Here is a 25,346-nt window from a genome sequence, read left to right as displayed (position 1 = left end):
CCAAGGGCAATTTCACGCTTAGTGACGACGCGTCGCAGCCATCCCGGCCGCTTTGGGAGTCGATCTTGCCGTTTCGTGGATTCTTCTCCGCCGTCTTTCTCCTCGCTGCGGCAGGCCCGGCGCTCGCCAACGATTCCACCGCCAATTTCGCCGCCGGCGGTCTCGTCCTCGCCAAGACGGACATGATCGAGATGCGCCGCGAGGAGCTTTCGATCGGTCTCGACCGGATCCGCGTCGAATACGAATTCGTCAACGTCACCGACGAGCCGGTGACGACGACCGTCGCCTTTCCGCTGCCGGAGATCGAGATCGATCCCTTCGCCGGCAATGTCGATCTGCCTTCGGACGATCCCGACGATCCGTTCCTGTTCGAGACGACCGTGGACGGCAAGCCGGTGCAAATGGCGATCGACAGGACCGCTTATCGCGACGGCAGGAACGTCACCGAGCGGCTCGCGAAGCTCGGCGTGCCGCTCGCCCCCTTCGGCGACGGCGTCATCGCCGCCCTCGACGCGCTGCCGGAGGCCGACCAGCGCTCGCTCGTTGCCGACGAGATCGCGGTGGTGAACGAATACGACGCCGGCAAGGGATGGGAGCGGCATCTCGCCCCGAACTGGTCGCTCCGCCTCGCCTATCACTGGAACCAGACCTTTCCGCCCGGCAGGCCGGTCTCGGTCACCCACAGCTACAAGCCCTCGGTCGGCAGCTTCGTCTCGACCGAGGTCGGCGCCGGCTATCAGAGCCCGGAAGAGGCGCGGCAGTTCCGCGCCCGCTACTGCGTCGAGGACGACATCGTCGCAGCCGTCAAGCGCGCCGGGGCGAAGGCCGGCGTCGAGGGCGGCAGCTATCAGGACCGCTACGTCGACTACGTGCTGACGACCGGCGCCAACTGGGCCAGGCCCATCGGCACCTTCCGGCTCATCGTCGACAAGGACGCCCCGAAGAACCTCGTCAGCTTCTGCGCCAGCGGCGTGAAGAAGATCGCGCCGACGAAATTCGAGGTCGTCTACAAGGACTTCGTCCCGAAGGAGGACCTGCACGTCTTGATCCTGGTTGCTCCGACGGGGGAATAGGCGGCTGGTTGACGACGAGTTTCGGGCGTCGCGAAGTTCGACGCTACGTCATTCTCATGCCGCGTCCCTACAAGATTCACACATTCGAACAACGGACGGTCGCGGCTACGCCGCGTGCACGGGCGGGGTCGACTGAAACTGGCCGAAACCGTCGAATTGCGTCATCCTTGGGCTTGTCCCAAGGATCTACTGCCATCTCAACGACAGAATCCACGCAGAATAACCCTCAATAGCGAGGTGCCCAACAATCAACCCGCAGTAGATCCTCGGGACAAGCCCGAGGATGACGACGCGATGGTGTAAGCGCCTGCGAAATAACATGTCTTAGCGGTTCGATTGGGCTGAAGTCGGCATCCGCATCGAGCGACCCAGCGAGATGTATGAATGCTGTAGGGACGGGGGGACGAGATTAACGAACCGTCGGGGGTAGCGCCCGGCGGCAATCCGAAGTGCTCCCGGAAGCCGCTTCTCCCAAGAGCGCTTTCTGCAATGTATGAATGCGGTGGCGCTATGCCCCGCTCGCCCATCAGCCCGCAAACACGGACCACTGCAGCGGCCGGTCTGCCCGGAACACGACGACGCTGCCGTCCGCGCCGGCGTCGACATTGCGGAAGATCGCCGGGTCCGGCGCTGCGCGCCGCAGCCGGATCTTGTCCTCGTTCACCGGCAGGCCGTAGAAGGCCGGGCCGTTCAGCGAGGTGAAGGCCTCCAGCCTGTCCAGCGCGCCCTCCTCGTCGAAGACCTGGGCGACATAGGGGACGGCGACCGGCGCGTTGAAGATGCCGGCGCAGCCGCAGGCGCATTCCTTCATCGAGACGAGATGCGGGGCCGAATCGGTGCCGAGGAAAAACTTCGCGCTGCCCGAGGTCGCGGCCTTGCGCAGCGCCTGGCGATGGTTCTCGCGCTTGGCGATCGGCAGGCAGTAGAAATGCGGGCGGATGCCGCCCTTGAAGAGGTCGGTGCGGTTGATGATCAGATGCTGCGGGGTGATGGTCGCGGCCAGAGTGTCGTCGGCCTCCCCGACGTAGCTGGCGCCCTCCTCCGTCGTGATGTGCTCCATGACGATGCGCAGGCCCGGAAAGTCCTTGCGCAGCGGCGAGAGCACCCGCTCGATGAACACCGCCTCGCGATCGAAAATGTCGACCTCGGGATCGGTCACCTCGCCATGGACGAGCAGCGGCACGCCGGCCGTCTGCATCGCCTCCAGCACCCCGTGGACGCGGGAGAAATCCTTGACGCCGGCGTCCGAATTGGTCGTCGCGCCGGCAGGATAGAGCTTGACCGCCGCCAGATCGCCGCTGGCAGCACCCTCGGTGATCGCCGCCGGGTCGCTCGTCTCGGTGAGATAGAGCGTCATCAGCGGGCGGAACCCGGTCTCGTCCGGCAGCGCCGCCGCGATCCGGCTGCGATAGGCTCTGAGATCTTCCAGCGTGCGAACCGGGGGCACGAGGTTCGGCATGACGATGGCGCGGCCGAAGAGGGCGGCGCTGACGGGAGCCACGGCCTTCAGCATCGCACCATCGCGAAGGTGCAGATGCCAGTCGTCCGGGCGGATGATCTCGATCTCGGTGGGAATCGGTCTGGTCCTTCGGCGAAACGGCAAGGGTGCGGGGCTTGCGAGGGCAGCCCCCGAGCCCGGCTTCGGACGGCCCTTGCCTTGCGGGCGTCGTCCGGTTTGAAACAGAGCCTCGGCGCGATGTCCAGAGCCGTATCGCCCGGCTTGGAGGGGCGGGCGACGCGCCGGGTGTGCCGGCGGGCGCGCGGCGTCTCGTCCGGCTCGGTGGCAGGGCGGCGCAACGAGGACCGCGCCGGCCCGTCCGCCCGGCCTTCGCTCGGTCCAAACGCCCGTCCCTGCGGATTCCGAGAGCCGCTTCGCCTACGCCACCTGCCGCGGTGCAGCAAAATGCGGCACGCACAAAAATGTGGCCGGAGCCGTTGCGGCGGATTATTTTATGTGTAAACTAATTTTCGCCGGGGAGACGGGCGTCTTCCTGGGTGGAGACCGAGTAACGCCGGCCCGGGCAGGAGCAACGATTCCGCCCGCCGAAGAACTTCGCATGGGAGATGCAGGAATGACAAGTATCCGCACCGTCGCCATCGGCCTTCTTGCGGCGACGGCCCTTGCCGGCTCGGCCTTCGCACAGGAAAACTCCGGCGAAAAGCTGAAAGTCGGCCTGATGCTGACGCTGTCGGGCCCGGCAGCGGTGCTCGGCGAGCAGGCCCGCGACGGTTTCATGCTGGCGGTCGAGGACATGGGCGGCAAGCTCGGCGGGCTCGATACCGAGGTCATGACCGTCGACGACGAACTGAAGCCGGACGTCGCCGCCAACAAGGCGCGGGAGCTCGTCGAGCGCGACGACGCCGATTTCGTCGTCGGACCGATCTTTTCCAACATTTTCCAGGCCATCGCCAAGCCCGTCACCGACGGCGGCGCCTTCGTGATCTCCCCCAATGCCGGCACGTCGAACTTCGCCGGCGCGGAGTGCAACGAGAACCTCTTCGTCGCCTCATACCAGAACGACCAGGTGCACGAGGTGCTCGGCAAATACGCCCAGGACGAAGGCTATGGCCGCGTCTTCCTGATGGCGCCGAACTATCAGGCCGGCAAGGACGCACTCGCCGGCTTCAAGCATTCCTACGAGGGTGAAGTCGTCGGCGAGCTCTACACGCCGCTCGGCCAGCTCGACTTTTCCGGCGAGCTCGCGCAGATCGCCGCGATGCAGCCGGACGCGGTCTACACCTTCATGCCCGGCGGCATGGGCGTGAACCTCGTCAAGCAGTATCGCCAGGCCGGGCTCGACACGATCCCGTTCCTCTCGGCCTTCACCGTCGACGAGACGACGCTGCCCGCTCAAAAGGACGCGGCCGTCGGCTTCTTCGGCGGCGCCAACTGGGCGCCGGACATGGACAACGAGAAGTCCAAGGCCTTCGTCGCGGCCTATGAGAAGAAATACGGCAGCGTTCCCGGCACCTACGCCATGCAGGCCTACGACGCGGCCCAGATGATCGACGCGGCGGTCAAATCCGCCGGCGGCAAGCTCGGCGACAAGGACGCGATCCGCAAGGGCCTCGAAGCCGCCGACTTCACCTCGCTGCGCGGCGACTTCAAGATCGGCCCGAACCACTATCCGATCCAGGACTTCTACCTCGTCAAGGTCGCCAAGCGCGACGATGGCAAGTACCAGACCGAGATCGAGAAGAAGATCTTCGACGATTATGCCGACAATTACGCCAAGGACTGCAAGATGAAGTGAGGCTGGGCGAGCTGGATTTTCGCCAGCCGTTTGACTGGCGAGGATACGGCTTCCCCAAGACCTTTCGGGTCGGCCACGGCTCCTCCACTTCGTCATCCCGGGCTTGACCCGGGATCCATTCCAAGCCGTCTCATAGGATCGGATCTGCGGCGGGACACGGGTTCACTCTGAAGCGGCTTGGCGGTGGCGAGGATTTGGCATGGATCCCGGGTCAAGCCCGGGATGACGAAGCGGGGATGATTGACGCCCCGTCCGGCGAGGGTCGGCGACGATGCGCCTCGAAGGGCGAGGGGCGCCTGGCGCGACCCTCCCGCTGCCCTTCCGTAAGGCTGCGGCGGGTCCATTGTGAGGGCGGCGCCCGCCCCTCGCCCTTCGAGGCTCGCTTTGCTCGCACCTCAGGATGAGGGGCGTCAGGTGCTGCACCCGCACCCTCGTCAAACGCTCGGTCAGGGCGACGAGCTTGGGTGCGCATGCGAACGCTCCGGGGCATGAGAACGACGCAGGATCGATGTTCAACCTCTTCCTCCTTCAGGCGCTGAACGGCGTCCAGTTCGGGATCCTGCTGTTCCTCGTCGCGGCGGGGCTGACGCTGATCTTCGGCATCATGGACCTGATCAACCTCGCCCACGGCGTCCTCTACATGGTCGGGGCCTATTTCGCCGCGACCTTCACGGCGCTGACCGGCGACTTTCTCCTCGGCCTCGCCATCGCCCTGCCGGCCGCCCTCCTCTTCGGCCTCGTCCTCGAATTCCTGATCTTCCGGCATCTCTACGAGCGCGACCATCTCGATCAGGTGCTGGCGACCTTCGGGCTGATCCTGATCCTCAACGAGGGGGTCAAGATCGTCTGGGGCGCGGCGCCGATGAGCGTGCCGATCCCAGAGCTGCTGTCGGGATCGATCCCGCTGATCGGGCCGCTCCAGTATCCGTTTTACCGCGTCGTCATCATCACCGCCGGGCTGGCGACGGCCGTCGGTCTCTGGCTCCTCGTCAACCACACGCGGGTCGGCATGCTGCTCAGGGCCGGCGCGGTCAACGCGCCGATGGTCTCGGCGCTCGGCGTCGACATCCGCCGGCTGTTCATGCTGGTCTTCGGCTTCGGCGCGATGCTCGCCGGTTTTGCCGGCGCGATGGTCGCACCGATCCTTTCGGTCGAGCCCGGCATGGGGGACGGGGTCCTCATCCTCACCTTCGTCGTCATCGTCATCGGTGGGGTCGGCTCGGTGCGCGGCGCCTTCGTCGCGGCGATCCTCGTCGGCCTCGTCGACACGCTGGGGCGGACCTTCGGCCCGATCGTGCTCAGGGCCGTCATGGACCCCTCCGCCGCCTCGCAGACCGGGCGCACCCTCGCGCCGATGCTGATCTACATCCTGATGGCGGCCGTCCTGTTCTTCCGTCCGTCCGGTCTGTTCCCGGCGAAAGGAGCGGCGGCATGAGCGCGGGCACCTCCGACGTGGCGATTTCCGGCGCCGTGCCGGACGTCGCCCCGCGGCGGGGCGGTGTGCTTGCCGGCCGCGGATCGGCGCTGGCGGCGGCGCTGATTTTCGCCGCGCTCGCCGTGCTGCCGCCGATCGCCTCCGCCATCGGCGATCCGTTCCTCGTCGTCACGGCGACGCGGATCGTCGTCTTCGCCATCGCCGCCCTGTCCCTCGACCTCGTGCTCGGCTACGGCGCCATGGTCTCCTTCGGCCACGCCGCCTTCGTCGGCCTCGGCGCCTATGCCGTCGCGATCCTGTCATCCCACGGCATCGACGACGTCCTCGTCCAGGCGCTGGCGGCGATCGGTGCCTGCGCGCTCTTTGCCCTCGTCACCGGGGCGATCTCGCTGAGGACCAAGGGCGTCTACTTCATCATGATCACGCTCGCCTTCGGGCAGATGGCGTATTTCTTCATGGTCTCGCTGTCGGCCTATGGCGGCGACGACGGGCTCACCCTGTCCGCCCGCTCGACCTTGTTCGGCCTGCCGGTGCTGGCCGGCGATATCCCGCTGTTCTATGCGAGCCTCGCCGTCCTCGCCCTCGCCTTCCTCGGCCTGCGCGCCCTCACTCTCTCGCGCTTCGGCCGCGTGTTGCGCGGCACCAAGGAGAACCCCGTCCGCATGCAGGCGATCGGCTTTCGCCCCTTCGCCTTTCAACTGACCGCATACGTCATCGCCGGCGCCCTCGCCGGCCTCGCCGGCGTCCTCCTCGCCAATCAGGCCGAGTTCGTCTCGCCGGCCTATATGAGCTGGCAGCGCTCGGGCGAGCTCATCGTCATGGTGGTCCTCGGCGGCATGGGCACTCTCGTCGGGCCGATCGGCGGCGCCATCGCCTTCCTGCTTCTCGAAGACTGGCTGGCGCTGTTCTCCGAACACTGGAAGCTCGGCCTCGGCGTCCTGCTCGTCCTTCTCGTCCTCTTTACGCGTGGCGGCATCGCCGGCGGCGTCGAGCGGCTGTTCGGAAAGGCGCGGCCGTGAGCGAAGCCCTCCTCGCCGTCACCGATCTGCGTAAATCTTTCGGCGCACTGCATGTGACGGACGGAGTGAGCTTCGACGTCAGGACGAACGAGCTTCACGCCATCATCGGACCGAACGGCGCCGGCAAGACGACGCTGATCCACCAGCTTTCGGGCGCTCTCAAGAGCGATGCCGGCACGGTGCGTTTCACCGGCGCGGACGTCACACGGCTCTCGATGGTCGAGCGGGTCCGCCGCGGCCTCGCCCGCTCCTTCCAGATCACCTCGATCCTCGACGGCTTCACCGTCCTCGAAAACGCCGCCATGGCGGTGCAGGCGCGCTCGGGCTCGAGCTTCCGCTTTCTCCGACCCGCCTCGAAGGAAGCCGCGCTCAACGACGAGGCCATGGCGGCGCTGGCCCGCGTCAAGCTCGACGACCGGGCGCATCGGCGCGCCGGCAGCCTCTCCCATGGCGAGAAGCGCCAGCTGGAGATCGCCATCGCGCTCGCGACCGGCGCGAAGCTCCTGCTTCTCGACGAACCGCTGGCCGGCACCGGGCACGAGGAATCCGCCGTCCTCGTCGCGCTGATGCAGGAATTGAAGCAGAGCCACACGATCGTCCTCATCGAGCACGACATGGACGCCGTCTTCGCTTTGGCCGATCGGGTGAGCGTCCTCGTCTACGGCCGGCTGATCGCGACCGGCACGCCGGAAGAGGTCCGCACCCACCCGGACGTGCGCGCCGCCTATCTCGGCGAAGAGGAGGCCGCCTGATGCTGAAGGTGGAAGCTCTCGAAAGCGCCTATGGCGACAGCCGCATCCTCTTCGGCATCGACCTCTTCGTCGGTGCCGGCGAGGTCGTCACCCTGCTCGGCCGCAACGGCATGGGCAAGACGACGACGGTCAAATCGGTCTTCGGCCTGTTGAAGCCGCGCGGCGGGCGGGTGTCGATCGACGGCGAGGACGTCACCGGCCGGCCGCCGCACGTCGTCGCCAAGCGCGGGCTGGGGCTGGTGCCGGAGGGGCGGCAGATCTTTCCGACGCTGTCGGTCGAGGAAAATCTCGTCGCCACCCATCGCCGGACCTCGGTCAGCGGCCGGAGCGGCGCCGGCGCGCCGAAATGGACGCTCGACAGCGTCTACGCCCTGTTTCCGCGACTGAAGGAGCGCCGCCGCAACATGGGCAACCAGTTGTCGGGCGGCGAACAGCAGATGCTCGCCATCGGCCGGGCGCTGATGACCAATCCCCGCCTCGTCGTCCTCGACGAGGCGACCGAGGGCCTCGCCCCCTTGATCCGCGAGGAGATCTGGGCCTGCCTGACCGAGATCAGGAACGCCGGCGAGGCGATCCTCGTCATCGACAAGAACGTCGACGCGCTCGCCCGCTTCGCCGACCGCCACGTGGTGATCGAAAAGGGCCGCGTCGCCTGGGTCGGCACGACGGCGGAGCTCAAGGCGACGCCCGAGGTGAAGGAGCGGTTTCTGCATGTGTGAAATGCGCCGTTCCCCCTCTATGACAGGCTCGACGGGTGGCCGGCCTCATGAGGGCACCGTCATCCAACGCGGGATTTTCCGCGCGCATGTCCCCACACGATGTGCGCATCCTGTCCGGCCTCGTCGGCAGTCTCCCGCACCACACAATATCGGCGTGGAAAGACGGTCGCAAAGCTCGAAACTTCGTCATCCCGGCCCCCGAGCCGGGATCCAATCCTCTGCGTCGAAGCGGCCTTTCGCTTCAGAACGGACAATCCCGCGGCGACCCGTGGCTACGACGTCGTCAACGACTTGGAATGGATCCCGGCTCGGGGGCCGGGATGACGAAACGGTGGTGCTTCCACCTATTCTGCGACACCGGTGCGCCGCGCGATCTGCGGACCGCGGCGCCGCCAGCCAGCGCGCCGCCACCCAACGCGCCGTCATCCTCGGGCTTGTCCCGAGGATCTCCTGCGGCTGGATCGTCGGACCATCCGCAGGCGGAAGGGCGTTCGGTAGAGATTTTGGTGCGGCGGCGACGGTAGATCCTCGGGACAAGCCCGAGGATGACGAAGTTTCAATGGGTTCGGCTGCTCGGCACTTGCTGGTGCAGGCAGAGCGCCGCTCGCTGCAGGCAGCGCAGCGTTGCATGGAAGCAGCCGGACGCTGCGGCCACGGACTGACTTCCGAGACGCCTCGATGGGGCGAGCCTCAGGACGGCCGCGCGGAGTGGTCAGAACCCGGCATCCACCATTCGCATCCTGCATCCCGCGCAGCGCGTCGGGTCACCTCCCTTGCCGGAGGCGAGGACAGCGCATGCAATAGACACCCCAACCAGGAGCCCACCCCATGCCAGTCATGACCATCGGCGTATCCAAGGCCAACGAGGGGATGGACGGCATCAGCTGGAACATCCTCGGCCAGACCTACGTGCCGAAGCAGCATTCGGAAGCCTCCTTCTCCTGGCACGCGACGTTCCACGTCGGCAACTTCGTGCCGCCGCACATCCATCCGACCCAGGACGAGTTCGTCTACATGCTGGAGGGCCGGCTCGACGTCCTGCTCGACGGCAAGGAAGGCTTTGCCGAGCCCGGCGATCTCCTGCGCCTGCCGAAGGGCATTCCCCACGGCCTGTTCAACAAGACCCAATCGGACGTGAAGTGCCTGTTCTGGGTCGCACCGGCGCAGCGGCTCTACGATCTCTTCTGGGCTCTCCACAATCTCGGGCCGAAAGCCGACCCGGCCGACGTCGTCGCCGTCTCCGCCCGGCATGAGGTGGACTTCCTGCCGCCGCCCGACGCGGCGTGAGGACGCGTGTCGTGCCTGCGCGCGTGAAGTGGTGAAGGAGACACTGCCATGAAGGTCATCATCGTCGGCGCCGGCATCGGCGGGCTCACCACCGCCCTGATGCTGCATAAGCGCGGCATCGAGGCCGAGGTCTACGAGCAGTCGCCGGCCGTGCGCGAAATCGGCGTCGGCATCAACACCCTGCCCCACGCCATCCGCGAACTCGCCGAGATCGGCCTGCTGCCGGCACTCGATGCGACCGGTATCCGCACCCGCGAGCTCTACTACTACAACCGCCAGGGCCAGGAGGTGTGGCGCGAGCTGCGCGGCATCGACGCCGGCCACCCGGTTCCGCAGTTCTCGATCCATCGCGGCAGGCTGCAGAAGCTGATCCACGACGCCGTGATCGAGCGGCTCGGGCCGCAGTCGGTGAAGACCGGCCTCGCTTTTGCCGGCTGCATCCAGGACGAGGGCGGGGTGACCGCCCACTTCACCGACAGCATCAGGGGCGGCGCCGGCACGACGGTGCGCGGCGACGTGTTGATCTGCGCCGACGGCATCCATTCGGCGGCACGGCGGATGTTCTATCCCGACGAAGGCGCGCCCTCCTGGAACGGCGTCCTGATGTGGCGCGGCGCCACCGAATGGACGCCCTGGCGGGACGGGCGGACCATGGCCATCGGCGGCGGCATGGGGGCGAAATTCGTGCTCTATCCGATCGCCGAGGCCGAGGGCGGCAAGCAGCTGATGAACTGGGTGGTCAACATCAAGATGGCCGACGCGGCGAAGTCGCCGCCGCCCAAGGAGAGCTGGTCGCGCCTCGCCCAGCGCTCGCTGGTGCTGCCCTATGCGAAGCGCTTCGCGATCCCGGACTTCGACGTCGAGGCGCTGGTCGAGGCGACGCCGCAGGTGTTCGAATATCCGATGTGCGACCGCGACCCGTTGCCCCGCTGGACCTTCGGCCGAGTGACGCTCGTCGGTGATGCGGCCCATCCGATGTATCCCGTCGGCTCCAACGGTGCCTCCCAGGCAATCCTCGACGCGCGCTGCCTCGCCGACAATCTCGCCCGGGCCGAACACCCGGCCCAGGCCCTCTTCGCCTATGAGAAGGAGCGCCTGCCGGTGACGGCCGAGGTCGTCCGGATGAACCGCAAGGGCGGGCCGGAGCGGGTGATCGACGAGGTCGAGAAGCGTGCGCCGGCGGGCTTCGCCAATGTCGAGGACGTCATCCCCCGCGCCGAGCTGAAGGCGATCGTCGGCGGTTATGCCGGCAAGGCCGGCTTTGCCACCGAGGCGGACCGCCAGGGGACCGAACGCCGCGCGGCGAACGGCTGATTTCGTTCGGTTGCGGCCGCCGGTTGCCGGCTCGCGCCGAATTAGTTTAAGGTTAAAGGAAATCGCGCAGGACATCCGACCGTGAAGACCGATCACCCCCGACACGTCCTCGTCACCGGCTCCTCGCGGGGCATTGGTCGGGCGATCGCCAGCGCCTTCGTCGCGGCCGGCGACCGGGTGACGGTGCATGCCCGGACGGCAACGAGCGCCGAAGCGGCGATGGCCGATCTCGGCGCTCACGGCGCGGTTGCCGCGGACGTGACCGATGCCCTGGCGCTGCGACGGGCGATCGAGGCGGCCGTGGAGGTCGGCGGCCCGATCGACGTTCTCGTCAACAATGCCGGCGGTGCCGCGACGGCGCCCCTGTCGCGCCTCGACGTCGATCAGCTTCGCCAGATGATGGCGCTCAACCTCGAGCCGGTGCTGACCGCCATCAAGGCCGTCGTGCCAGCGATGAAGGAAATGGACGGCGGGCGGATCGTCACCGTCGCTTCGACCGCGGGGCTGAAGGGATACGCCTATGTCGGCGCCTACACCGCCGCCAAGCATGCGGTCGTCGGCCTCACCCGGGCGCTCGCCCAGGAACTCGCCGGCACCGGCATCACGGTCAACGCCGTCTGCCCCGGCTATACCGACACGGCGCTGATCGGCGACAGCCTCGACAAGCTCGAAGCGAAGACCGGCCGCTCGCGCGAGGATCTTCTGAAAGACTTCACCAAGGTCAATCCGCTCGGCCGGCTGATTGCGCCGGAGGAAGTCGCCGATTGCGTGATCTGGCTGGCCGGGCGAAACGCCGGCGCGGTGACCGGGCAGGCGATCGCGGTGGCGGGAGGCGAGATGTGAGCTCCACCCGCCTGCGCGAGCATGTCGACGCCGAATCCAAGCTCGACGAGGACACCGCGGACCACCGGGTGGAGCTGCGTCTGTGGCTGCGGCTTCTCACCTGCGCCAACCTCATCGAGGCCGAGATCCGCAAGCGGCTGCGGGAGAATTTCGACACCACCCTGCCCCGCTTCGACCTGATGGCGCAGCTCGAACGCGCCCCCGACGGCATCCTCCTCGGGGAACTCTCGCGCCGCATGATGGTCTCGAACGGCAACGTCACCGGCCTCGTCGAGCGGCTGGTCCAGGAAGGGCTGATCGAGCGGCAGGTCTCCGAGCGGGACCGCCGAGCCGCGCTCGTTCGGCTCACCGACCACGGCGCCACCGTCTTCGCGAAGATGGCGAGGGCCCACAGCGACTGGGTGGCCGAGCTTCTCGCCGGCCTCTCTGCTCACGATCAGAAGGCGCTGTGGTCGCGGCTCGGCGATCTCAAACTTTCCGTGCGGACGGCGACCGAGGGCGCCGCGGACGCACCCGAACCGGAGAACGACCGATGAAGCGCCAGAACGCCATCGCCGCGCCGCTCGCAGATTTTGCGCCAGAGCATTTCCGGCTGGCGATCGACGGCGGCATCGCCACGATCACGCTGAACCGACCGGAGAGGAAGAACCCCCTCACCTTCGAAAGCTATGCCGAGCTGCGCGACACCTTCCACGCGCTGCGCTTCGACGATGCCGTCAAGGCGGTGGTGATCACCGGGGCCGGCGGCAACTTCTCCTCGGGCGGCGACGTCTTCGAGATCATCGAGCCGCTGACGAAGATGGAAGCCGCCGAACTCCACGCCTTCACGACCATGACCGGCGACCTCGTCAAGGAGATGCGCGCCTGCCCGCAGCCGGTCGTCGCCGCCGTCGAGGGCGTCTGCGCCGGCGCCGGCGCGATCATGGCCATGGCTTCCGACATGCGGGTGGGCGCTGCCGACGCCAAGGTCGCCTTCCTGTTCAACCGCGTCGGCCTCGCCGGCTGCGACATGGGCGCCTGCGCCATCCTGCCCCGGCTGATCGGCCAGGGCCGGGCTTCCGAGCTGCTCTACACCGGCCGCTTCATGGGCGCCGAAGAGGGCGAGCGTTGGGGCTTCTTCAATCGCCTCACCGAGACGGGCGGCGCATTCGACGCCGCGATGGAGATGGCGACGGCGCTGACCGAAGGGCCGACCTACGCCAACTCCGTCACCAAGAAGATGCTGCAGATGGAATGGGCGATGGGCGTCGACGAGGCGATCGACGCCGAGGCGATCGCTCAGGCGCTGTGCATGAAGACCGGCGATTTCCGGAGAGCCTTCGAGGCTTTCGCGGCCAAGCAGAAACCGGTCTTTGCGGGGAACTGAGGCCGTGGCGGACAAAAGCTTCCTCGACTGGCCGTTCTTCGACGAGCGCCACCGCGCGCTGGCCGCGGAAGCCGACGCCTGGGCCGGCGAGAACGTCGCGTCGCTCGTCGACCACCACGACGTCGATGGCAGTTGCAGGCGCCTCGTCGCGGCCATGGGCGCTGCCGGCTTCCTCGCCCACGCCGCCCCCGAAGACGGCCGCTTCGACGTGCGCAGCCTCTGCATCCTGCGCGAGACCTTTGCCCGGCACGACGGCCTCGCCGACTTCGCCTTCGCCATGCAGGGCCTCGGCACCGGCGCGCTGACGCTCGCCGGCAGCGAGGCGCTGAAGGAGCAAGTCCTGCCCGGCGTGCGTGCCGGCACCACCATCGCCGCCTTTGCCCTGACCGAGCCGGAGGCCGGCTCCGACGTCGCCGAGATCGCCCTTGCCGCGACACCCGTCGGCAACGACACGATCCGGCTCGACGGCGAGAAGACCTGGATCTCCAATGGCGGCATCGCCGGGAACTACGTCGTCTTCGCCCGCACCGGCGAGGCGCCGGGCGCCCGCGGCCTCTCGGCCTTCTCGGTGCCTGCCGACACGCCGGGCCTCACCATCGCAGAGCGGCTGGAGACGACCGCGCCGCATCCCCTCGCCCGGCTGAAATTCGCGGATTGCCGCATCCCGGCCGCGAACCGGATCGGCGCGGCCGGGGCCGGCTTCAAGATCGCCATGGCGACTCTCGACGTCTTCCGCTCCACCGTCGGCGCGGCGGCGCTCGGCTTCGCCCGGCGGGCGCTTGACGTGACGCTCGATCGGGCACGAACGCGAAAGCTCTTCGGGGCGCCGCTCGCCGACATGCAACTGACCCAGACCGCGCTCGCCGAGATGGCGACGGCGATCGACACCTCCGCCCTCCTCGTCTACCGCGCCGCCTGGACCCGGGATGCCGGTGCGCCGCGCATCACCCGCGAGGCGGCGATGGCGAAGATGGTCGCCACGGAAAGCGCGCAAGCGGTGATCGACCGCGCCGTGCAGCTTCACGGCGGCGAAGGCGTGCGCTCGGGCTCGGTGCCGGAGACGCTCTATCGCGAGATCCGGGCGCTCAGGATCTACGAAGGCGCCAACGAGGTGCAGAAGCTGATCATCGCCCGCCAACTCCTGTCCTCCTGAGGAGAACCGCCATGTCCGCCTCATGCCATGTCGACCGCTTCGTCCTCGACAATCTGCCGCCGGCGGATCTCATGCCGGACTTCGTCAACCTCGACCGGCTCGGCTATCCGGAGATGCTGAACGCGACGGTCGAACTCGTCGACCGGCACGTCGCGGAGGGCCGCGGCGACCGGCCTGCCCTCCTGGCGCCCGGCGGCGTGCGCTGGACCTATGGCGATCTCGCCCGGATGATCGACCGGATGGCGAACGTCCTGACCGAGAAGCTCGGTCTCGTTCGCGGCGCCCGCGTCCTTTTGCGCTCGGCCAACAATCCGACCAAGGTCGCGCTCTACATGGCGATCATCAAGGCCGGCGGGGTCGTCGTCGCGACCATGCCGCTGCTCAGATCGCGCGAACTCGTGCAGATCCTCGACAAGGCGAAGATCGGCCTCGTCCTGTCCGATGCGGCGCTCGGCGAGGAGATCGAGAAGGCCGCGAGGCTGGCCGCCGAGCGGCCGCGCATCGTCACATGGTCGGGCACGGCGAGCGGCGAGCTCGGCGCTCTCCTGGAAGGCGCGTCCAACCGCTTCGAGGCAGCGCCGACGCGGGCCGACGATCCCTGCCTCCTCGGCTTCACCTCGGGCACGACCGGCCTTCCCAAGGCGACGATCCACTATCAGCGCGACCTCCTCGTCATCTGCGACTGCTATGCCAGGGAGGTCCTCCAGGCGCACGAAGACGACGTCTTCATCGGCTCGCCGCCGCTCGCCTTCACCTTCGGCCTCGGCGGGCTCGTGCTTTTCCCGTTCCGCGTCGGCGCGTCGGCGGTGCTGCTCGAACGGGCCGGGCCGGCGGATCTCGCCAAGGCGATCGGCGAATACAAGGCGACGATCTCCTTCACCGCTCCGACGGCCTATCGCGCCATTCTCGCCAAGCTGGGCGAATACGACCTCTCCTCGTTGCGCAAATGCGTCTCGGCCGGGGAGACGCTGCCGAAGCCGACCTTCGACGCCTGGCTCGAGGCGACCGGCATCAAGCTGATGGACGGGATCGGCGCGACCGAGATGCTGCACATCTTCATCGCCGCGCGGGAGGACGAGATCCGTCCCGGCGCGACGGGAAGGCCGGTGCCGGGCTACGAGGCGAAGATCGTCGATCACGACGGCAAGGAGGTCCCGCGCGGCACCCCGGGGCGTCTCGCCGTGCGCGGGCCGATCGGCTGCCGCTACCTCGCCGACGAACGCCAGCGGGTCTATGTCGAGAACGGCTGGAACGTCACCGGCGACACCTATGTCGAGGACGAGGACGGATATTTCTGGTTCCAGGCGCGCAACGACGACATGATCGTCTCGGCCGGCTACAACATCGCCGGACCGGAGGTCGAGGCGGCGCTGCTCTCCCATCCGGCGGTGATGGAGACGGGGGTGGTCGGCGCGCCCGATCCCGAGCGCGGCAGGGTCGTGCGCGCCTATGTGGTTCTGGCCGAAGACTTCGAAGAGACCCCGACGCTCGCCAAGGAGCTGCAGGATCATGTGAAGCGCGAGCTGGCGCCCTACAAATATCCGCGCCAGATCGTCTTCGTCGACAGCCTGCCGAAGACCCAATCGGGCAAGATGCAGCGCTTCGCCCTGCGCCGCCAGGCGGAGGAAGAGGCGCAAAGACAGGGAGAAAACGCGTGAATTTCAGCCGGTCGATCGGCGGCGAGACGGAGACGTCCGCCGAGGGGATGGAGGACGACGGGCCGAAGGTCGTGCAGCCGGAGGGCTGGAAGAAGCCGAAGGGCTATGCCAACGGCATGGCCGGCCGCGGCCGCCTGGTCTTGACCGGCGGGCTGATCGGCTGGGACGCGAACGAGGTGTTCGCCGCAGGTTTCATCCCGCAGGTGGAACAGACGTTGAAGAACGTCGTCGCCGTGGTCGCAGCAGCTGGCGGCCGGCCGGAACACATCGCCCGCCTCACCTGGTACGTGAAGAGCATTGCCACCTACCGGGCCTCGCTCGCCGAACTCGGGCCCGTCTACCGCCGGGTGCTGGGCCGGCACTATCCGGCAATGGCGCTGGTCGAGGTTGCGGATCTCGTCGAGCCGGAGGCCCTCGTCGAGATCGAGGCGACGGCGATCCTGCCGGATTGACGGCAGTGGGCGAGGACGCCCAGCGCATCCTGCGAGCCGTCACACCGATTCACTCCCTCGCCGGCCCGTCGTCGAGCACGGCCGCCCCTCGAGAGGAACCCTGCCGCATGGCCTATGACGACATCTGGACGGGCGGCGATGAGATCGCCGACTACGATGCAGCCTATGACAACGGCGGCTCGATCGCCGATGCCGCGAGTTACGTCCCACGATGGCAGGCCGAGGCGCGAGCCTTTCGCGAGGCCCTGACGGCGACCGGCCGCGCCGAGCTTCGCGTTTCCTACGGCGAGAGGCCGCGCCAGCACTACGACCTCTACCTGCCGGAGAGCGAGCCGAAGGGTCTCGTCGTCTTCGTCCATGGCGGCTACTGGAAGGCGCAGGAGATCGGCAACTGGTCGCATTTCGCCGGCGGTGCGCTGGCGCGAGGCTTTGCCGTCACTCTGCCGGAATATACGCTCTGCCCCGAAGCGACGATCCCCGAGATCACCCGCGAGATCGGCCGTTTCCTCGATCGGGTGGCAACGAAGGTCCCTGGCCCGATCCGCCTCTCCGGCCATTCCGCCGGCGGCCATCTCGTCACCCGCATGCTCTGCACCAACGCACCGATCGCGCCCGAAACCGCGGCGCGCATCGACCGCACGGCCTCGATCAGCGGCTGCCACGATCTGCGCCCGATCATGCTCACCGGGATGAACGAAGCCCTTCGCCTCGACGCGCAGACTGCGCGGGCGGAAAGCCCGGCGCTTCTCGAGCCGCGGCAAGGCATCGACCTCTTCTGCGTCGCCGGCGGCGCCGAGCTTGCCGAATTCCGCCGACAGAACGGGCTTCTCGCCAATGTCTGGCACGGCTTCGGCGGCAGGACCCGCGCCGCCGAGATCTCCGGCCGCCACCATTTCGACGTCGTCGACGATCTGATCGATCCGGCGAGCGAACTCGTCTCTTATCTGACGGCGGAATAGAGCATGATCCCGAAAAGTGGGAACCGGTTTTCGGAAAAGATCATGCGCAGACTGGAAGATAGAGCAGGATGACGCGCGAAGCTCATCTCATCCCGCTCTACAGGATCGGCCCGAAAATCGGAATCGATTTTCGGAAAGCACGATCCGTAGATTCAATGGCTTAGAGCGTCCTTTGTGCGTCCGATTGGACGCACGGCGCCCTAACGCGTCAGCCCGTCGTCTGCGCCACCAGATAGCACCCGATCGCCCGCCTCAGATCGTCCGGCAAAGGCAGCGACTTCGGCGCCTCGCCCGACAGGTCGCAATGGACGATCACGTGGCGGGCGGTCAGCACCTTCCGCCCGTCCTCGTGATCGGCGCGGATGTCGAGCGTCACCGAGCTGCGGCCGATCGCGGCAACGGCGAGGCGGAAGACGACGATGTCTCCGAGCCGCGCCGGACCGCGAAAATCGACGGACACCGAAGCCGCCGGCATGCCCCGCTTCTCCTCGATGTGGATCTGGTGGAACGTGGCGCCGAGGGCGCCGTCGAACCAGTCCTCGACGGTCCAGTTCACCATCTCGACCAGCCGCGGAAAAAAGGCGATGCCGGCCGGGTCGCACTGGCCGAAGCGCAGCTTGTAGCGGACTTCGAAGATCTCGCCCGACACTGGAGCGGGATGAGACGAGCTTCGCTCGCCTCTCGCTCCATCTTCTTCTTGAAGCATGACCTTTTTCGAAAACCGGCTCTCATTTTCCGGGCTCATGCTCTACTCCGCCGCCTCGCGCTTCTGCGGCAGACCGAGTGTCGGCTCGTGCGGCCGGGGCCGTGCCTTGCGCCGCGTCTCGATCTCCTGCTCGCGCTTTTTCGACAGTTCGCGATGGGCCTGGTCTCGCCCCGAGAGATATTGCTTCGGCCAATGCTGGTTGCGGGCGTCGTACCAGGCGGCGGCCTCCCTGGTGAAATAGGGATTCCACATATGCGGGCGGCCGAGCGCCACGAGATCGGCGCGGCGGGTGTGGAGGATGGTGTTCACCTGTGCCGCCTCGGTGATCGCGCCGACGGCCATGACCGCCATCTTCGGGACGTTGCGGATCGCCTCGGCGAACTTCACCTGGAACATCCGGCCATAGAGCGGCTTCTGCTCGGCGATCGTCTGGCCGGCGGAAACGTCGATCAGGTCGCAGCCCGCCTCGGCGAAGGCCTCGGAGATCGCGAAGGTGGCCTCTTCGTCGATGCCGCCCTCGGCCCAGTCGGTGGCCGAAATGCGGACCGACATGGGTTTGTGGGCCGGCCACACAGCGCGCATCGCCGAAAACACCTCGAGGGGGTAGCGCAACCGGTTCCCGATCGAGCCCCCGTAGTCGTCCTCGCGCCGGTTGGTCAGCGGCGAGAGGAAGGACGCCAGCAGATATCCATGGGCGCAGTGGAGTTCGAGCATGTCGAAGCCGGCGCGCTCGGCCCGCTCCGCGGCTTGCACGAAATCGGCCTTGATCCGGTCCATGTCCGCCCGGTCCATCGCCTTCGGCGCCTGGCTGACGCCGTCCCTGTAGGGAAGCGCGGAGGCCGAGAAGAGCGGCCAGTTCTTCGCCTTTTCTTCGAGCGGCCAGTCCATCTTCTGCCAGCCGAGCTGGGTCGAGCCCTTGCGGCCGGCATGGCCGAGCTGCATCACCATCTTGGTCTTCGAATGGGTGTGGACGAAGTCGACGATGCGCTTGAATCCCGCCTCCTGCGCGTCAGTCCACAGCCCCGGACAGCCCGGCGTGATCCGCGCATCGGCCGAGGGGCAGGTCATCTCGACGAACACCATGCCGGCGCCGCCGAGCGCGTGGGAGGTATAGTGGACGAAGTGCCAGTCGGTGAGGTTGCCGTCCTCGTCGGCGGAATATTGCGCCATCGGCGACATCACGACGCGGTTCTCGACGACCATGTCGCGCAGCCTGAACCGGGTGAACATCGGCGTCGGCCGGCTCTTGCGGTAGTCCTCGCCGGTCTCGCGGTAAAGCTGTTCGTAGAAGGCGGTGTCGACCTTTGCGACGAAGGCCGGATCGCGGACGATGAGATTGTCGTAGGTGATCGATTTTGCCCGGCACATCACCACCATGGCGAACTGCTCCGGGCTCATGTCCCAGGATCGGTTCATGTGCTCGAACCAGGCGAGCGACACGTCGGCATTGTGCTGGATGATCTGGCAGGGCGTGCGGCGCTCGGCTTCATAGGCCTCGAAGGCCTCCACGGCGCTGGTTTCGGCGTGGTCGACGACCGCGTCCGACAGCCAGATGGCGCATTCCATGGCGAGCTTGGTGCCCGAGCCGATGGAGTAATGGGCCGAGGCCTTGGCGTCGCCGAGGAGGACGATGTTCTCGTGCCACCACCTGTCGCAGAAGATCCGCGGAAACTGCCGCCAGTTCGAGCGGTTGAGAAGCAGCGGATGGCCTTCGAGCTCTTCTGCGTAGAGGCCCTCGAGAACTGCCTTCGAGCCCTCCTCGTCGAGCCCGTCGAAACCGTGGCCGCGCCAGCAGGCCTCGTCCATCTCGAAGATCCAGGTCGAGCGGCCAGCCTCGTACTGATAGGTGTGGGCGCAGATGATGCCGTGTTCGGTCTCGCGGAAGAAGTAGTTGAATTCGTCCATCGGCCGGGTCGAGCCCATCCAGCAGAAGCGGTTCGACTGGATCGCCACCTGTGGCCGGAAGCTCTCGCGGAAATGCTCGCGGATGCGCGAATTCACCCCGTCCGCCGCGACGACGACGTCGCTGCCGGCAAAGCGGGTGGCGATCTCCTCCGGCGGGACCGAGACGCCGAAATGCATCTCGACGCCCTCCTCCCGGCAGCGCCCTTGCAGGATGGCGAGCAGCTTCATCCGCGAGATGCCGGCAAAGCCGTTTCCGGCGCAGCGCATTTCGGCACCGTGCTTGTGGACCGCGACGTCGTCCCAATAGGCGAAGTCGTCGCGGATGCGGTCGAAGGATTTGGGATCGCGCGACAGGAACTCGTGCAGCGTCTCGTCGGAGAAGACGACGCCGAAGCCGAAGGTGTCGTCCGCCCGGTTCTGCTCGTAGACGGCGATCTGCCAGTCAGGACGGCGTTTCTTGGTCAGCAGTGCGAAATAGAGCCCGCCAGGGCCGCCGCCGATCACCGTGATGCGCATCGCCCGCTCCTCTCGACCATCCTCGCATTAGTTTAGGCTTAAAGCATATTCGGATCAATCCTTGTGCCGGCGCGCCTTTGATCGGAAACGGGAGCAGACAGCGACATTCGGAAAAGACGCGGGAGCCGGGCAAATCGCGGCGCGGCCGGAACGCGGCGGCAACCTTGCCCGTTCACGCATTGGTGAGCCGTAGGTAACCGGCCAACTGCAAGGAAGAAGCTCATGTTGTGGACGATCGCCGTCATTCTTCTCATCCTCTGGCTCCTGGGCGCCTTCGCGTTCCATGTCGCCGGCGGGCTGATCCATCTCCTCCTGGTGATCGCCGTCATCGTCGTGATCTATCAGCTGGTTACGGGCCGTCGCCGGCTCTGATCGGGCGCCACAGACCGTCGCCGCCGCAGAACGCGGATCGCTATCTACGTCCTGCGGCGCCAATCCGGTTCGACGATCCCTGCTCTCGGAAAGGGATCGACCAGCGTGCCGCAGACGATTTGACCGAGCAGCGTCGGCAGCGGCGGGATACCGGCGAGAACGGGGACGAGACTGTCGCGCAGGAACGGCAGCACCCGCGAATCCGACTGGTAGACCGGGGTGAACAGCGCCGAGAGCGCCTGAAAGACCCGCAGATGCGGACGACGGCGGGCGGCGTAGTCGGTGATCGCCGTCGCCGGGTCGGCTGCAACCTCGAGAGCAGCCGCCAGCGCCGCGGCGTCGAGTAGCGCCATGTTGGCCCCCTGCCCGAGCTGCGGGCTCGCCGAATGGGCCGCGTCGCCGATCAGCACGAGCCGCTCCCCGACCGGCGTAGCGACCGTATGGTGGCCGTAGCGGGCGAACGTGAAGGCCTCGAAACCCTTCGCCCGGGCGAACAGCGACGCCGCCTCGGGAAAGGACCCCGCGATCCGCTCGCAAAAGGCCGGATAGCCGGCGGCTCGCAGCGCCTCGTTATCGCCGGGCTTCAGGCTGAAGAAGAGCGCCGCCTTCTCCTCGCCGTCGCCCGACGGCCGGCCGAGCGGCAACACGCCGATCATCGTGCTCGCGCGCCGATAACGCTGGACGAGGGTGTCGCCCGCGGTCTCGCCGGCAAAGGCGACACTCGTCCAGATTGCGCCATAGGGCAGCGGGCGCGGCTCGCTCGCGCCCGCAATCGCCGCTCGGAGGCGCGAGCGTGCGCCGCTCGCATCGACGACGAGATCGAAGCGGGCACTGCGGACGCCTCTCGATGAAACGAGGCGGATCGCGGGGCCGGCGGATTCGGTGCGGTCGCAATCGAAATCCGTCTCGACCGATAGGCCCTCGGCCCTCGCAGCATCGAACAGGATGTCGAACAGGGCGTGCCGGTGGATCGCCAGCCCGAAACGGCCGGCGCCGCCGTCGCCATAGGCAATGTCGAGGACACGCCGCAGGCTCTTTGCATCACGCCCCTCCAGCCGCCTGATGATGCGGCCACGCGCGATGGCGGTTTCGAGCAGCCCGAGCGCAGCCATGACCGACAGGCCGGTCGGCTGCAGCATCAGGCCGGAGCCGATCGGCTGCGGCTCCGCGAAGCGTTCGAACAGGGTGACGCGGTGACCCTGGCGACCGAGCAGCAGCGCCGCGGCGAGACCCGCCGGTCCGGCACCGGCGACGGCGATCTCCAGGGGCTTCATCAGCGGGCGCCGCGACAGGCGAGCGCCACCGTCACACAGCCTGGCCGCAGGCCCGCCGGAAGCGCCGCACCGTCTCGGCCATGCCGAATTCCAGCGCGTCGGCAGTGAGGCCGTGGCCGATCGACACCTCGGCGAGGTCCGGGATCCGGGCGATCAGCGGCGGCAGGTTGGCGATGGTCAGATCATGGCCGGCATTGACCGCGAGGCCGAGGCCGCGCGCCGCGTCGGCGGTCCGTCCGAGCCGCTCGATCTCCACCTCGGCGGCGGCCGCGTCGGCATAGGTCCCGCCATAAGGGCCGGTGTAGAGTTCGATCCGGTCGCAGCCCGTCGCCGCCGCAGCGGGAATCTGCGCCGGGTGGGCATCGGCGAACAGCGAGACCCGGGCGCCCTCGCCCCGCAGCCGGGCGACGATCGGTTCGAGAAACGCGCCCTCCACGCCAAAGTCCCAGCCGTGATCGGAGGTCGGCTGCGACGGATCGTCGGGGACGAGCGTCACCTGTTCCGGTCGCGCCGCCGAGACGAGGTCGAGAAATTCCTGCGACGGATAGCCCTCGATGTTGAATTCGGCTTCGGGAAACTCCTCGTCGATGAGCGCGCGGATCGCCGGCAGATCCGAAAAGCGGATGTGCCGCTCGTCGGGCCGCGGATGGACCGTCAGGCCGTGGGCTCCGGCGGCGAGCGCGATGCGGCCGAGGCCGATGACGCTCGGCCATGGCAGATCCCGGCGGTTGCGCAGCATGGCGACGGCATTGAGATTCACCGAAAGTTCGACCGTCATGTTTCCCATCCTTCCCCGTCTCGCCGGCAAGGCCACGACCGACGGGACGCTCCATCGCGCCATCCAGGCGCCGGCGCAAGCCCGCGCATCGGGCAGAGCCGCGCGGCTCTTCCGGCAGCACGGGCCCAGGCCGTCCGTCAGAGAGGCCGGGACCAGCGACCCGAACCCCTCCAAACTCCGATGGCACGAAGATTTTGCGTCGCCGCGATCGGGCAAGAGGCCGCGCAAAAAAACTTGCCTTGACGCCTTCCATGGTTGACTTCCGGGCCGGTCCCCCTTCCTCTCTGGGCCTCTACGAAATCCCCCGGGAGGAAGATTGCATGGGCGGTTCGAAATTCATTCCGATCGTCGTCGCCTTGATCGTCGGTCTGTTCATCGGCTGGCTGCTCGGGCCCGACGTCGACGACGTCAGCGAGAACGTCGACGAACAGATCGCCTCCCTGAAGGAGCCGATCGACCAGACGAGAACCGGGGTCCAGACGGTTTCCGATACGCTCAGCGCCAAGCTGGACGAGACCAACAAGGCCGTCACCGACGCGGTGGCCGGCCTGAAGACCGACATGGACCAGCTCGGCCAGACCCTTCAGAGCAAGACCGACGAGATTGCCACGGCCGTCCAGCCGAAGGCCGGTCAGGCGGCGGATGAGACCAGCCAGGGTCTCGCCGATCTCAAATCCGAAATCGCCACGCTGCAGGAGAGCGTGGCGGGCCTGTCGCAGGGCGGCGGCACATCCGGCGGCCAGGGCGGCGACATGGCCCGGCTCGTGCAGTCGGTCGGCGCGACCGGGGCGATCCTCGTCCCCGGCCAGTCGGCGATCTTCGGCTCCAGCCGCCTGACGCTTTCGGACGTCTCCGAGGGTTCGGCGAAACTCGCCGCCGGCGACGGCGAGCCGCAGGACGTGCAGGCCGGCGCATCGGTGGATGTCGGCGAAGGCTGCTCGGTCACCCTGTCCGGCGTCGCGGCCGGCGCGGCGTTCCTGTCGGCCGAAGGTTGCGAAGGCGGCTCCGGCCAGGCGGCTTCCGGCAGCTCCGAGGGCGGCCAGCAACAGGCGGCATCGCAAGACGGCCAGCAGGGCGGCCAGGGTTCGGGCCAGGGTGCCGCCGCCGCTGCCGCCACTTCCGAAGCCGGCGGCCAGCAGAGCCAGGGCGGCCAGCAGAGCCAGAGCGGCCAGCAGGGCCAGAGCGGCGGTCAGCAGGCCGCGGCGGCGTCGTCCGGGCAAGGCTCCGGCAATGGCGAGGGTGGCGGCTCCGGCGGTCCGGTTCCGGTCGGCGGCGTCGCGACCTTCGGCGACACCAAGGTCTTCGTCTCGGGCATCAGCGACGACGGCGCTATGCTGATGGTCGTGGGCGGCAAGCGCCAGCAGGTGGCGACGGGCTCGAGCTTCGACGCCGGCAACGGCTGCAGCGTCACGCTGGAAAGCACCGAGAACAACGCCGCGACCCTCTCGGCCAGCGGCTGCGAAGGCGGCGATGCAAGCCAGGGCGGGGCGCAGCAGGCCGGCCAGAACGCTCAGTCCGGCGAGCAGAGCGCCCAGCAGAGCGAGAGCGGCCAGCAGGCAGCGCAACAGAACTCGGGCCAGCAGGCCGAGGGCAGCGAGCAGCAGGCGGCGGCGTCCGGCGCATCCTCGGATTCGCAGGGCGGCCAGCAGGCCGCCGCAGCCGGCGGCTCGTCTTCGCAGGGCAGCCAGCAGTCGGCCTCCGGCGACAGCTTCGGGGCCGGCCAGACGGCGGTGTTCGGCGAGAACCGGATCTTCGTCTCGGCAGTGCAGGACAATGCGGCGACGCTCTTCGTCGTCGGCGGCGGGGGCCGCAAGAGCCTCGATGTCGGGCAGAGCGCCGACATCGGCAATGGCTGCTCGGTCACCCTCGACGCCGTGAACGAGGGCAAGGCAACGCTCTCGGCAAATGGCTGCGAAGGCGGCCAGTCCGGCCAGCAGTCGGGCGAGGCGGCCCAGCCGCAGCAGTCCGGCGAGGCCGCCGGACAAGACGCCGGGAACCAGTCCGCTCAGCCCGCCCCGTCCTCCGGCTCGTCCGATCAGGCGGCCGGGTCCGAGCAGGCATCGCAGCAGCAGGCGGCGGACGAGAGCCAGCAGCCCGAGGGCGTCGCGGTTGCCGCCGAGGGCAATGAGGCGGCTGAGGATCAGCAGCCCGCGGCCGATCAGTCCTCCGGTTCAAGCGAGCAGCCGGCTGAGACGGCCTCGCTCGGCTCGGACGGCATCAGCGCCGGTCAGACCAAGGCCTTTGGCGACCACAAGGTCTTCGTCTCCGCCGTGTCCGACAAGGGCGCGACCCTCTACATCGTCGGCGTCGGCCGCAAGGAAGTTGCGACCGGCAAGTCGGTCGATCTCGGCAACGGCTGCTCGGTGACGGTCGACCAGGTCTCCGGCAACGCCGCGGCCCTGTCCGGCTCCGGCTGCTGACGCCCGACCCGCATTCGCGACCAGCAACGAGACAGCGGGCGTCGTCCATCCCCGGACGGCGCCCGTTTTCTTTTGCGACCGATCCGGCCCC

General features: G+C 67.8%; 22 protein-coding genes. 17 read left to right on the top strand and 5 right to left on the bottom strand.

The window, feature by feature from the left end; translation table 11 throughout:
• Positions 1–65: 65 nt before the first annotated feature.
• Positions 66–1,073: a DUF4424 domain-containing protein gene (locus LZD57_RS01505; RefSeq protein WP_233717341.1), complete on the top strand. Its 1,008-nt coding sequence runs from the start codon at positions 66–68 to the stop codon at positions 1,071–1,073.
• A gap of 526 nt (positions 1,074–1,599) precedes the next feature.
• On the opposite strand, the gene pyrC is transcribed toward LZD57_RS01505, so the two are convergent.
• Positions 1,600–2,649 carry a dihydroorotase gene (gene pyrC / locus LZD57_RS01500; protein ID WP_338034669.1) on the bottom strand — a complete coding sequence of 350 codons (1,050 nt, stop codon included), beginning with the start codon at positions 2,647–2,649 and terminating at the stop codon, positions 1,600–1,602.
• A 496-nt stretch (positions 2,650–3,145) separates the two neighbouring features.
• Here pyrC and LZD57_RS01495 point away from each other — a divergent pair, with 496 nt between their 5' ends.
• From LZD57_RS01495 to LZD57_RS01430, 14 genes are all read left to right on the top strand, one after another.
• Positions 3,146–4,327 carry an ABC transporter substrate-binding protein gene (locus LZD57_RS01495; RefSeq protein ID WP_233717339.1) on the top strand — a complete coding sequence of 394 codons (1,182 nt, stop codon included), beginning with the start codon at positions 3,146–3,148 and terminating at the stop codon, positions 4,325–4,327.
• A 508-nt stretch (positions 4,328–4,835) separates the two neighbouring features.
• Positions 4,836–5,762 carry a branched-chain amino acid ABC transporter permease gene (locus tag LZD57_RS01490; RefSeq protein ID WP_233717338.1) on the top strand — a complete coding sequence of 309 codons (927 nt, stop codon included), beginning with the start codon at positions 4,836–4,838 and terminating at the stop codon, positions 5,760–5,762.
• Positions 5,759–6,781, top strand: a complete 1,023-nt coding sequence (locus LZD57_RS01485; RefSeq protein ID WP_233717337.1) for a branched-chain amino acid ABC transporter permease — start codon at positions 5,759–5,761, stop codon at positions 6,779–6,781. The genes LZD57_RS01490 and LZD57_RS01485 overlap by 4 nt, the downstream gene beginning before the upstream one ends.
• Positions 6,778–7,533, top strand: coding sequence for an ABC transporter ATP-binding protein (locus LZD57_RS01480; protein ID WP_233717336.1), 756 nt, complete (start codon positions 6,778–6,780; stop codon positions 7,531–7,533). Before LZD57_RS01485 ends, LZD57_RS01480 begins: the two co-directional genes overlap by 4 nt.
• Positions 7,533–8,252: an ABC transporter ATP-binding protein gene (locus LZD57_RS01475; RefSeq protein WP_233717335.1), complete on the top strand. Its 720-nt coding sequence runs from the start codon at positions 7,533–7,535 to the stop codon at positions 8,250–8,252. Before LZD57_RS01480 ends, LZD57_RS01475 begins: the two co-directional genes overlap by 1 nt.
• Positions 8,253–9,080: 828 nt before the next feature.
• Positions 9,081–9,539, top strand: a complete 459-nt coding sequence (locus LZD57_RS01470; RefSeq protein ID WP_233717334.1) for a cupin domain-containing protein — start codon at positions 9,081–9,083, stop codon at positions 9,537–9,539.
• A 48-nt stretch (positions 9,540–9,587) separates the two neighbouring features.
• Entirely contained in the window at positions 9,588–10,853 is a 1,266-nt protein-coding gene (locus tag LZD57_RS01465) for a flavin-dependent oxidoreductase (RefSeq protein WP_233717333.1), read from the top strand.
• Positions 10,854–10,934: 81 nt separating this feature from the next.
• Positions 10,935–11,696, top strand: coding sequence for an SDR family NAD(P)-dependent oxidoreductase (locus tag LZD57_RS01460; protein ID WP_233717332.1), 762 nt, complete (start codon positions 10,935–10,937; stop codon positions 11,694–11,696).
• Entirely contained in the window at positions 11,693–12,232 is a 540-nt protein-coding gene (locus LZD57_RS01455; protein WP_233717331.1) for a MarR family winged helix-turn-helix transcriptional regulator, read from the top strand. Before LZD57_RS01460 ends, LZD57_RS01455 begins: the two co-directional genes overlap by 4 nt.
• Positions 12,229–13,062 carry an enoyl-CoA hydratase family protein gene (locus LZD57_RS01450; protein ID WP_233717330.1) on the top strand — a complete coding sequence of 278 codons (834 nt, stop codon included), beginning with the start codon at positions 12,229–12,231 and terminating at the stop codon, positions 13,060–13,062. The genes LZD57_RS01455 and LZD57_RS01450 overlap by 4 nt, the downstream gene beginning before the upstream one ends.
• Positions 13,063–13,066: 4 nt before the next feature.
• A complete protein-coding gene (locus LZD57_RS01445) occupies positions 13,067–14,215 on the top strand; it encodes an acyl-CoA dehydrogenase family protein (protein WP_233717329.1) in 1,149 nt (382 codons plus the stop codon).
• 11 nt (positions 14,216–14,226) lie between these two features.
• Positions 14,227–15,873: an AMP-binding protein gene (locus LZD57_RS01440; RefSeq protein ID WP_233717328.1), complete on the top strand. Its 1,647-nt coding sequence runs from the start codon at positions 14,227–14,229 to the stop codon at positions 15,871–15,873.
• 47 nt (positions 15,874–15,920) lie between these two features.
• Positions 15,921–16,325 (top strand): RidA family protein, encoded by a 405-nt coding sequence (locus LZD57_RS01435; protein WP_233717446.1) that lies wholly within the window; start codon positions 15,921–15,923, stop codon positions 16,323–16,325.
• A gap of 107 nt (positions 16,326–16,432) precedes the next feature.
• Positions 16,433–17,284: an alpha/beta hydrolase gene (locus LZD57_RS01430; RefSeq protein WP_233717327.1), complete on the top strand. Its 852-nt coding sequence runs from the start codon at positions 16,433–16,435 to the stop codon at positions 17,282–17,284.
• Positions 17,285–17,492: 208 nt separating this feature from the next.
• Here LZD57_RS01430 and LZD57_RS01425 read toward each other — a convergent pair whose 3' ends face one another.
• Both LZD57_RS01425 and LZD57_RS01420 read right to left on the bottom strand, forming a co-directional pair.
• Positions 17,493–17,990, bottom strand: coding sequence for an acyl-CoA thioesterase (locus tag LZD57_RS01425; RefSeq protein WP_233717326.1), 498 nt, complete (start codon positions 17,988–17,990; stop codon positions 17,493–17,495).
• Between the two features lie 42 nt (positions 17,991–18,032).
• Complete coding sequence (locus LZD57_RS01420; RefSeq protein ID WP_233717325.1) at positions 18,033–20,411, bottom strand: oxidoreductase; 2,379 nt, start codon at positions 20,409–20,411, stop codon at positions 18,033–18,035.
• A 222-nt stretch (positions 20,412–20,633) separates the two neighbouring features.
• Between LZD57_RS01420 and LZD57_RS01415 the strand changes: the two genes are divergently transcribed.
• Positions 20,634–20,783 carry a lmo0937 family membrane protein gene (locus tag LZD57_RS01415; RefSeq protein ID WP_233717324.1) on the top strand — a complete coding sequence of 50 codons (150 nt, stop codon included), beginning with the start codon at positions 20,634–20,636 and terminating at the stop codon, positions 20,781–20,783.
• A 44-nt stretch (positions 20,784–20,827) separates the two neighbouring features.
• Here the strand turns inward: LZD57_RS01415 and LZD57_RS01410 are convergent, their stop codons facing one another.
• Together LZD57_RS01410 and LZD57_RS01405 are read right to left on the bottom strand one after the other, a co-directional pair.
• A complete protein-coding gene (locus LZD57_RS01410) occupies positions 20,828–22,057 on the bottom strand; it encodes an FAD-dependent oxidoreductase (RefSeq protein ID WP_233717323.1) in 1,230 nt (409 codons plus the stop codon).
• A gap of 31 nt (positions 22,058–22,088) precedes the next feature.
• The gene (locus tag LZD57_RS01405) at positions 22,089–22,835 is read right to left on the bottom strand and encodes a pyridoxine 5'-phosphate synthase (protein ID WP_233717322.1); all 747 of its coding nucleotides are present in this window, start codon (positions 22,833–22,835) and stop codon (positions 22,089–22,091) included.
• 320 nt (positions 22,836–23,155) lie between these two features.
• Between LZD57_RS01405 and LZD57_RS01400 the strand changes: the two genes are divergently transcribed.
• A complete protein-coding gene (locus tag LZD57_RS01400) occupies positions 23,156–25,255 on the top strand; it encodes a prolipoprotein diacylglyceryl transferase (protein ID WP_233717321.1) in 2,100 nt (699 codons plus the stop codon).
• The last annotated feature ends 91 nt before the right edge of the window (positions 25,256–25,346 follow it).

The organism is Jiella avicenniae (assembly GCF_021390325.1).
Taxonomy (GTDB): domain Bacteria; phylum Pseudomonadota; class Alphaproteobacteria; order Rhizobiales; family Rhizobiaceae; genus Jiella; species Jiella avicenniae.
This window is presented reverse-complemented; position numbering and strand designations above follow the sequence as displayed.

What these genes read in the sequence shown, in the direction of transcription:
- LZD57_RS01430 (WP_233717327.1), top strand. Translation starts at nt 16,433, where the DNA reads ATGGCCTATGACGACATCTGGACGGGCGGCGATGAGATCGCCGACTAC.
- LZD57_RS01410 (WP_233717323.1), bottom strand. Translation starts at nt 22,057, where the DNA reads ATGAAGCCCCTGGAGATCGCCGTCGCCGGTGCCGGACCGGCGGGTCTC.
- LZD57_RS01425 (WP_233717326.1), bottom strand. Translation starts at nt 17,990, where the DNA reads ATGCTTCAAGAAGAAGATGGAGCGAGAGGCGAGCGAAGCTCGTCTCAT.
- LZD57_RS01470 (WP_233717334.1), top strand. Translation starts at nt 9,081, where the DNA reads ATGCCAGTCATGACCATCGGCGTATCCAAGGCCAACGAGGGGATGGAC.
- LZD57_RS01485 (WP_233717337.1), top strand. Translation starts at nt 5,759, where the DNA reads ATGAGCGCGGGCACCTCCGACGTGGCGATTTCCGGCGCCGTGCCGGAC.
- LZD57_RS01440 (WP_233717328.1), top strand. Translation starts at nt 14,227, where the DNA reads ATGTCCGCCTCATGCCATGTCGACCGCTTCGTCCTCGACAATCTGCCG.
- LZD57_RS01435 (WP_233717446.1), top strand. Translation starts at nt 15,921, where the DNA reads ATGGAGGACGACGGGCCGAAGGTCGTGCAGCCGGAGGGCTGGAAGAAG.
- LZD57_RS01475 (WP_233717335.1), top strand. Translation starts at nt 7,533, where the DNA reads ATGCTGAAGGTGGAAGCTCTCGAAAGCGCCTATGGCGACAGCCGCATC.
- LZD57_RS01450 (WP_233717330.1), top strand. Translation starts at nt 12,229, where the DNA reads ATGAAGCGCCAGAACGCCATCGCCGCGCCGCTCGCAGATTTTGCGCCA.
- LZD57_RS01465 (WP_233717333.1), top strand. Translation starts at nt 9,588, where the DNA reads ATGAAGGTCATCATCGTCGGCGCCGGCATCGGCGGGCTCACCACCGCC.
- LZD57_RS01415 (WP_233717324.1), top strand. Translation starts at nt 20,634, where the DNA reads ATGTTGTGGACGATCGCCGTCATTCTTCTCATCCTCTGGCTCCTGGGC.
- LZD57_RS01400 (WP_233717321.1), top strand. Translation starts at nt 23,156, where the DNA reads ATGGGCGGTTCGAAATTCATTCCGATCGTCGTCGCCTTGATCGTCGGT.
- LZD57_RS01490 (WP_233717338.1), top strand. Translation starts at nt 4,836, where the DNA reads ATGTTCAACCTCTTCCTCCTTCAGGCGCTGAACGGCGTCCAGTTCGGG.
- LZD57_RS01495 (WP_233717339.1), top strand. Translation starts at nt 3,146, where the DNA reads ATGACAAGTATCCGCACCGTCGCCATCGGCCTTCTTGCGGCGACGGCC.
- LZD57_RS01420 (WP_233717325.1), bottom strand. Translation starts at nt 20,411, where the DNA reads ATGCGCATCACGGTGATCGGCGGCGGCCCTGGCGGGCTCTATTTCGCA.
- LZD57_RS01405 (WP_233717322.1), bottom strand. Translation starts at nt 22,835, where the DNA reads ATGACGGTCGAACTTTCGGTGAATCTCAATGCCGTCGCCATGCTGCGC.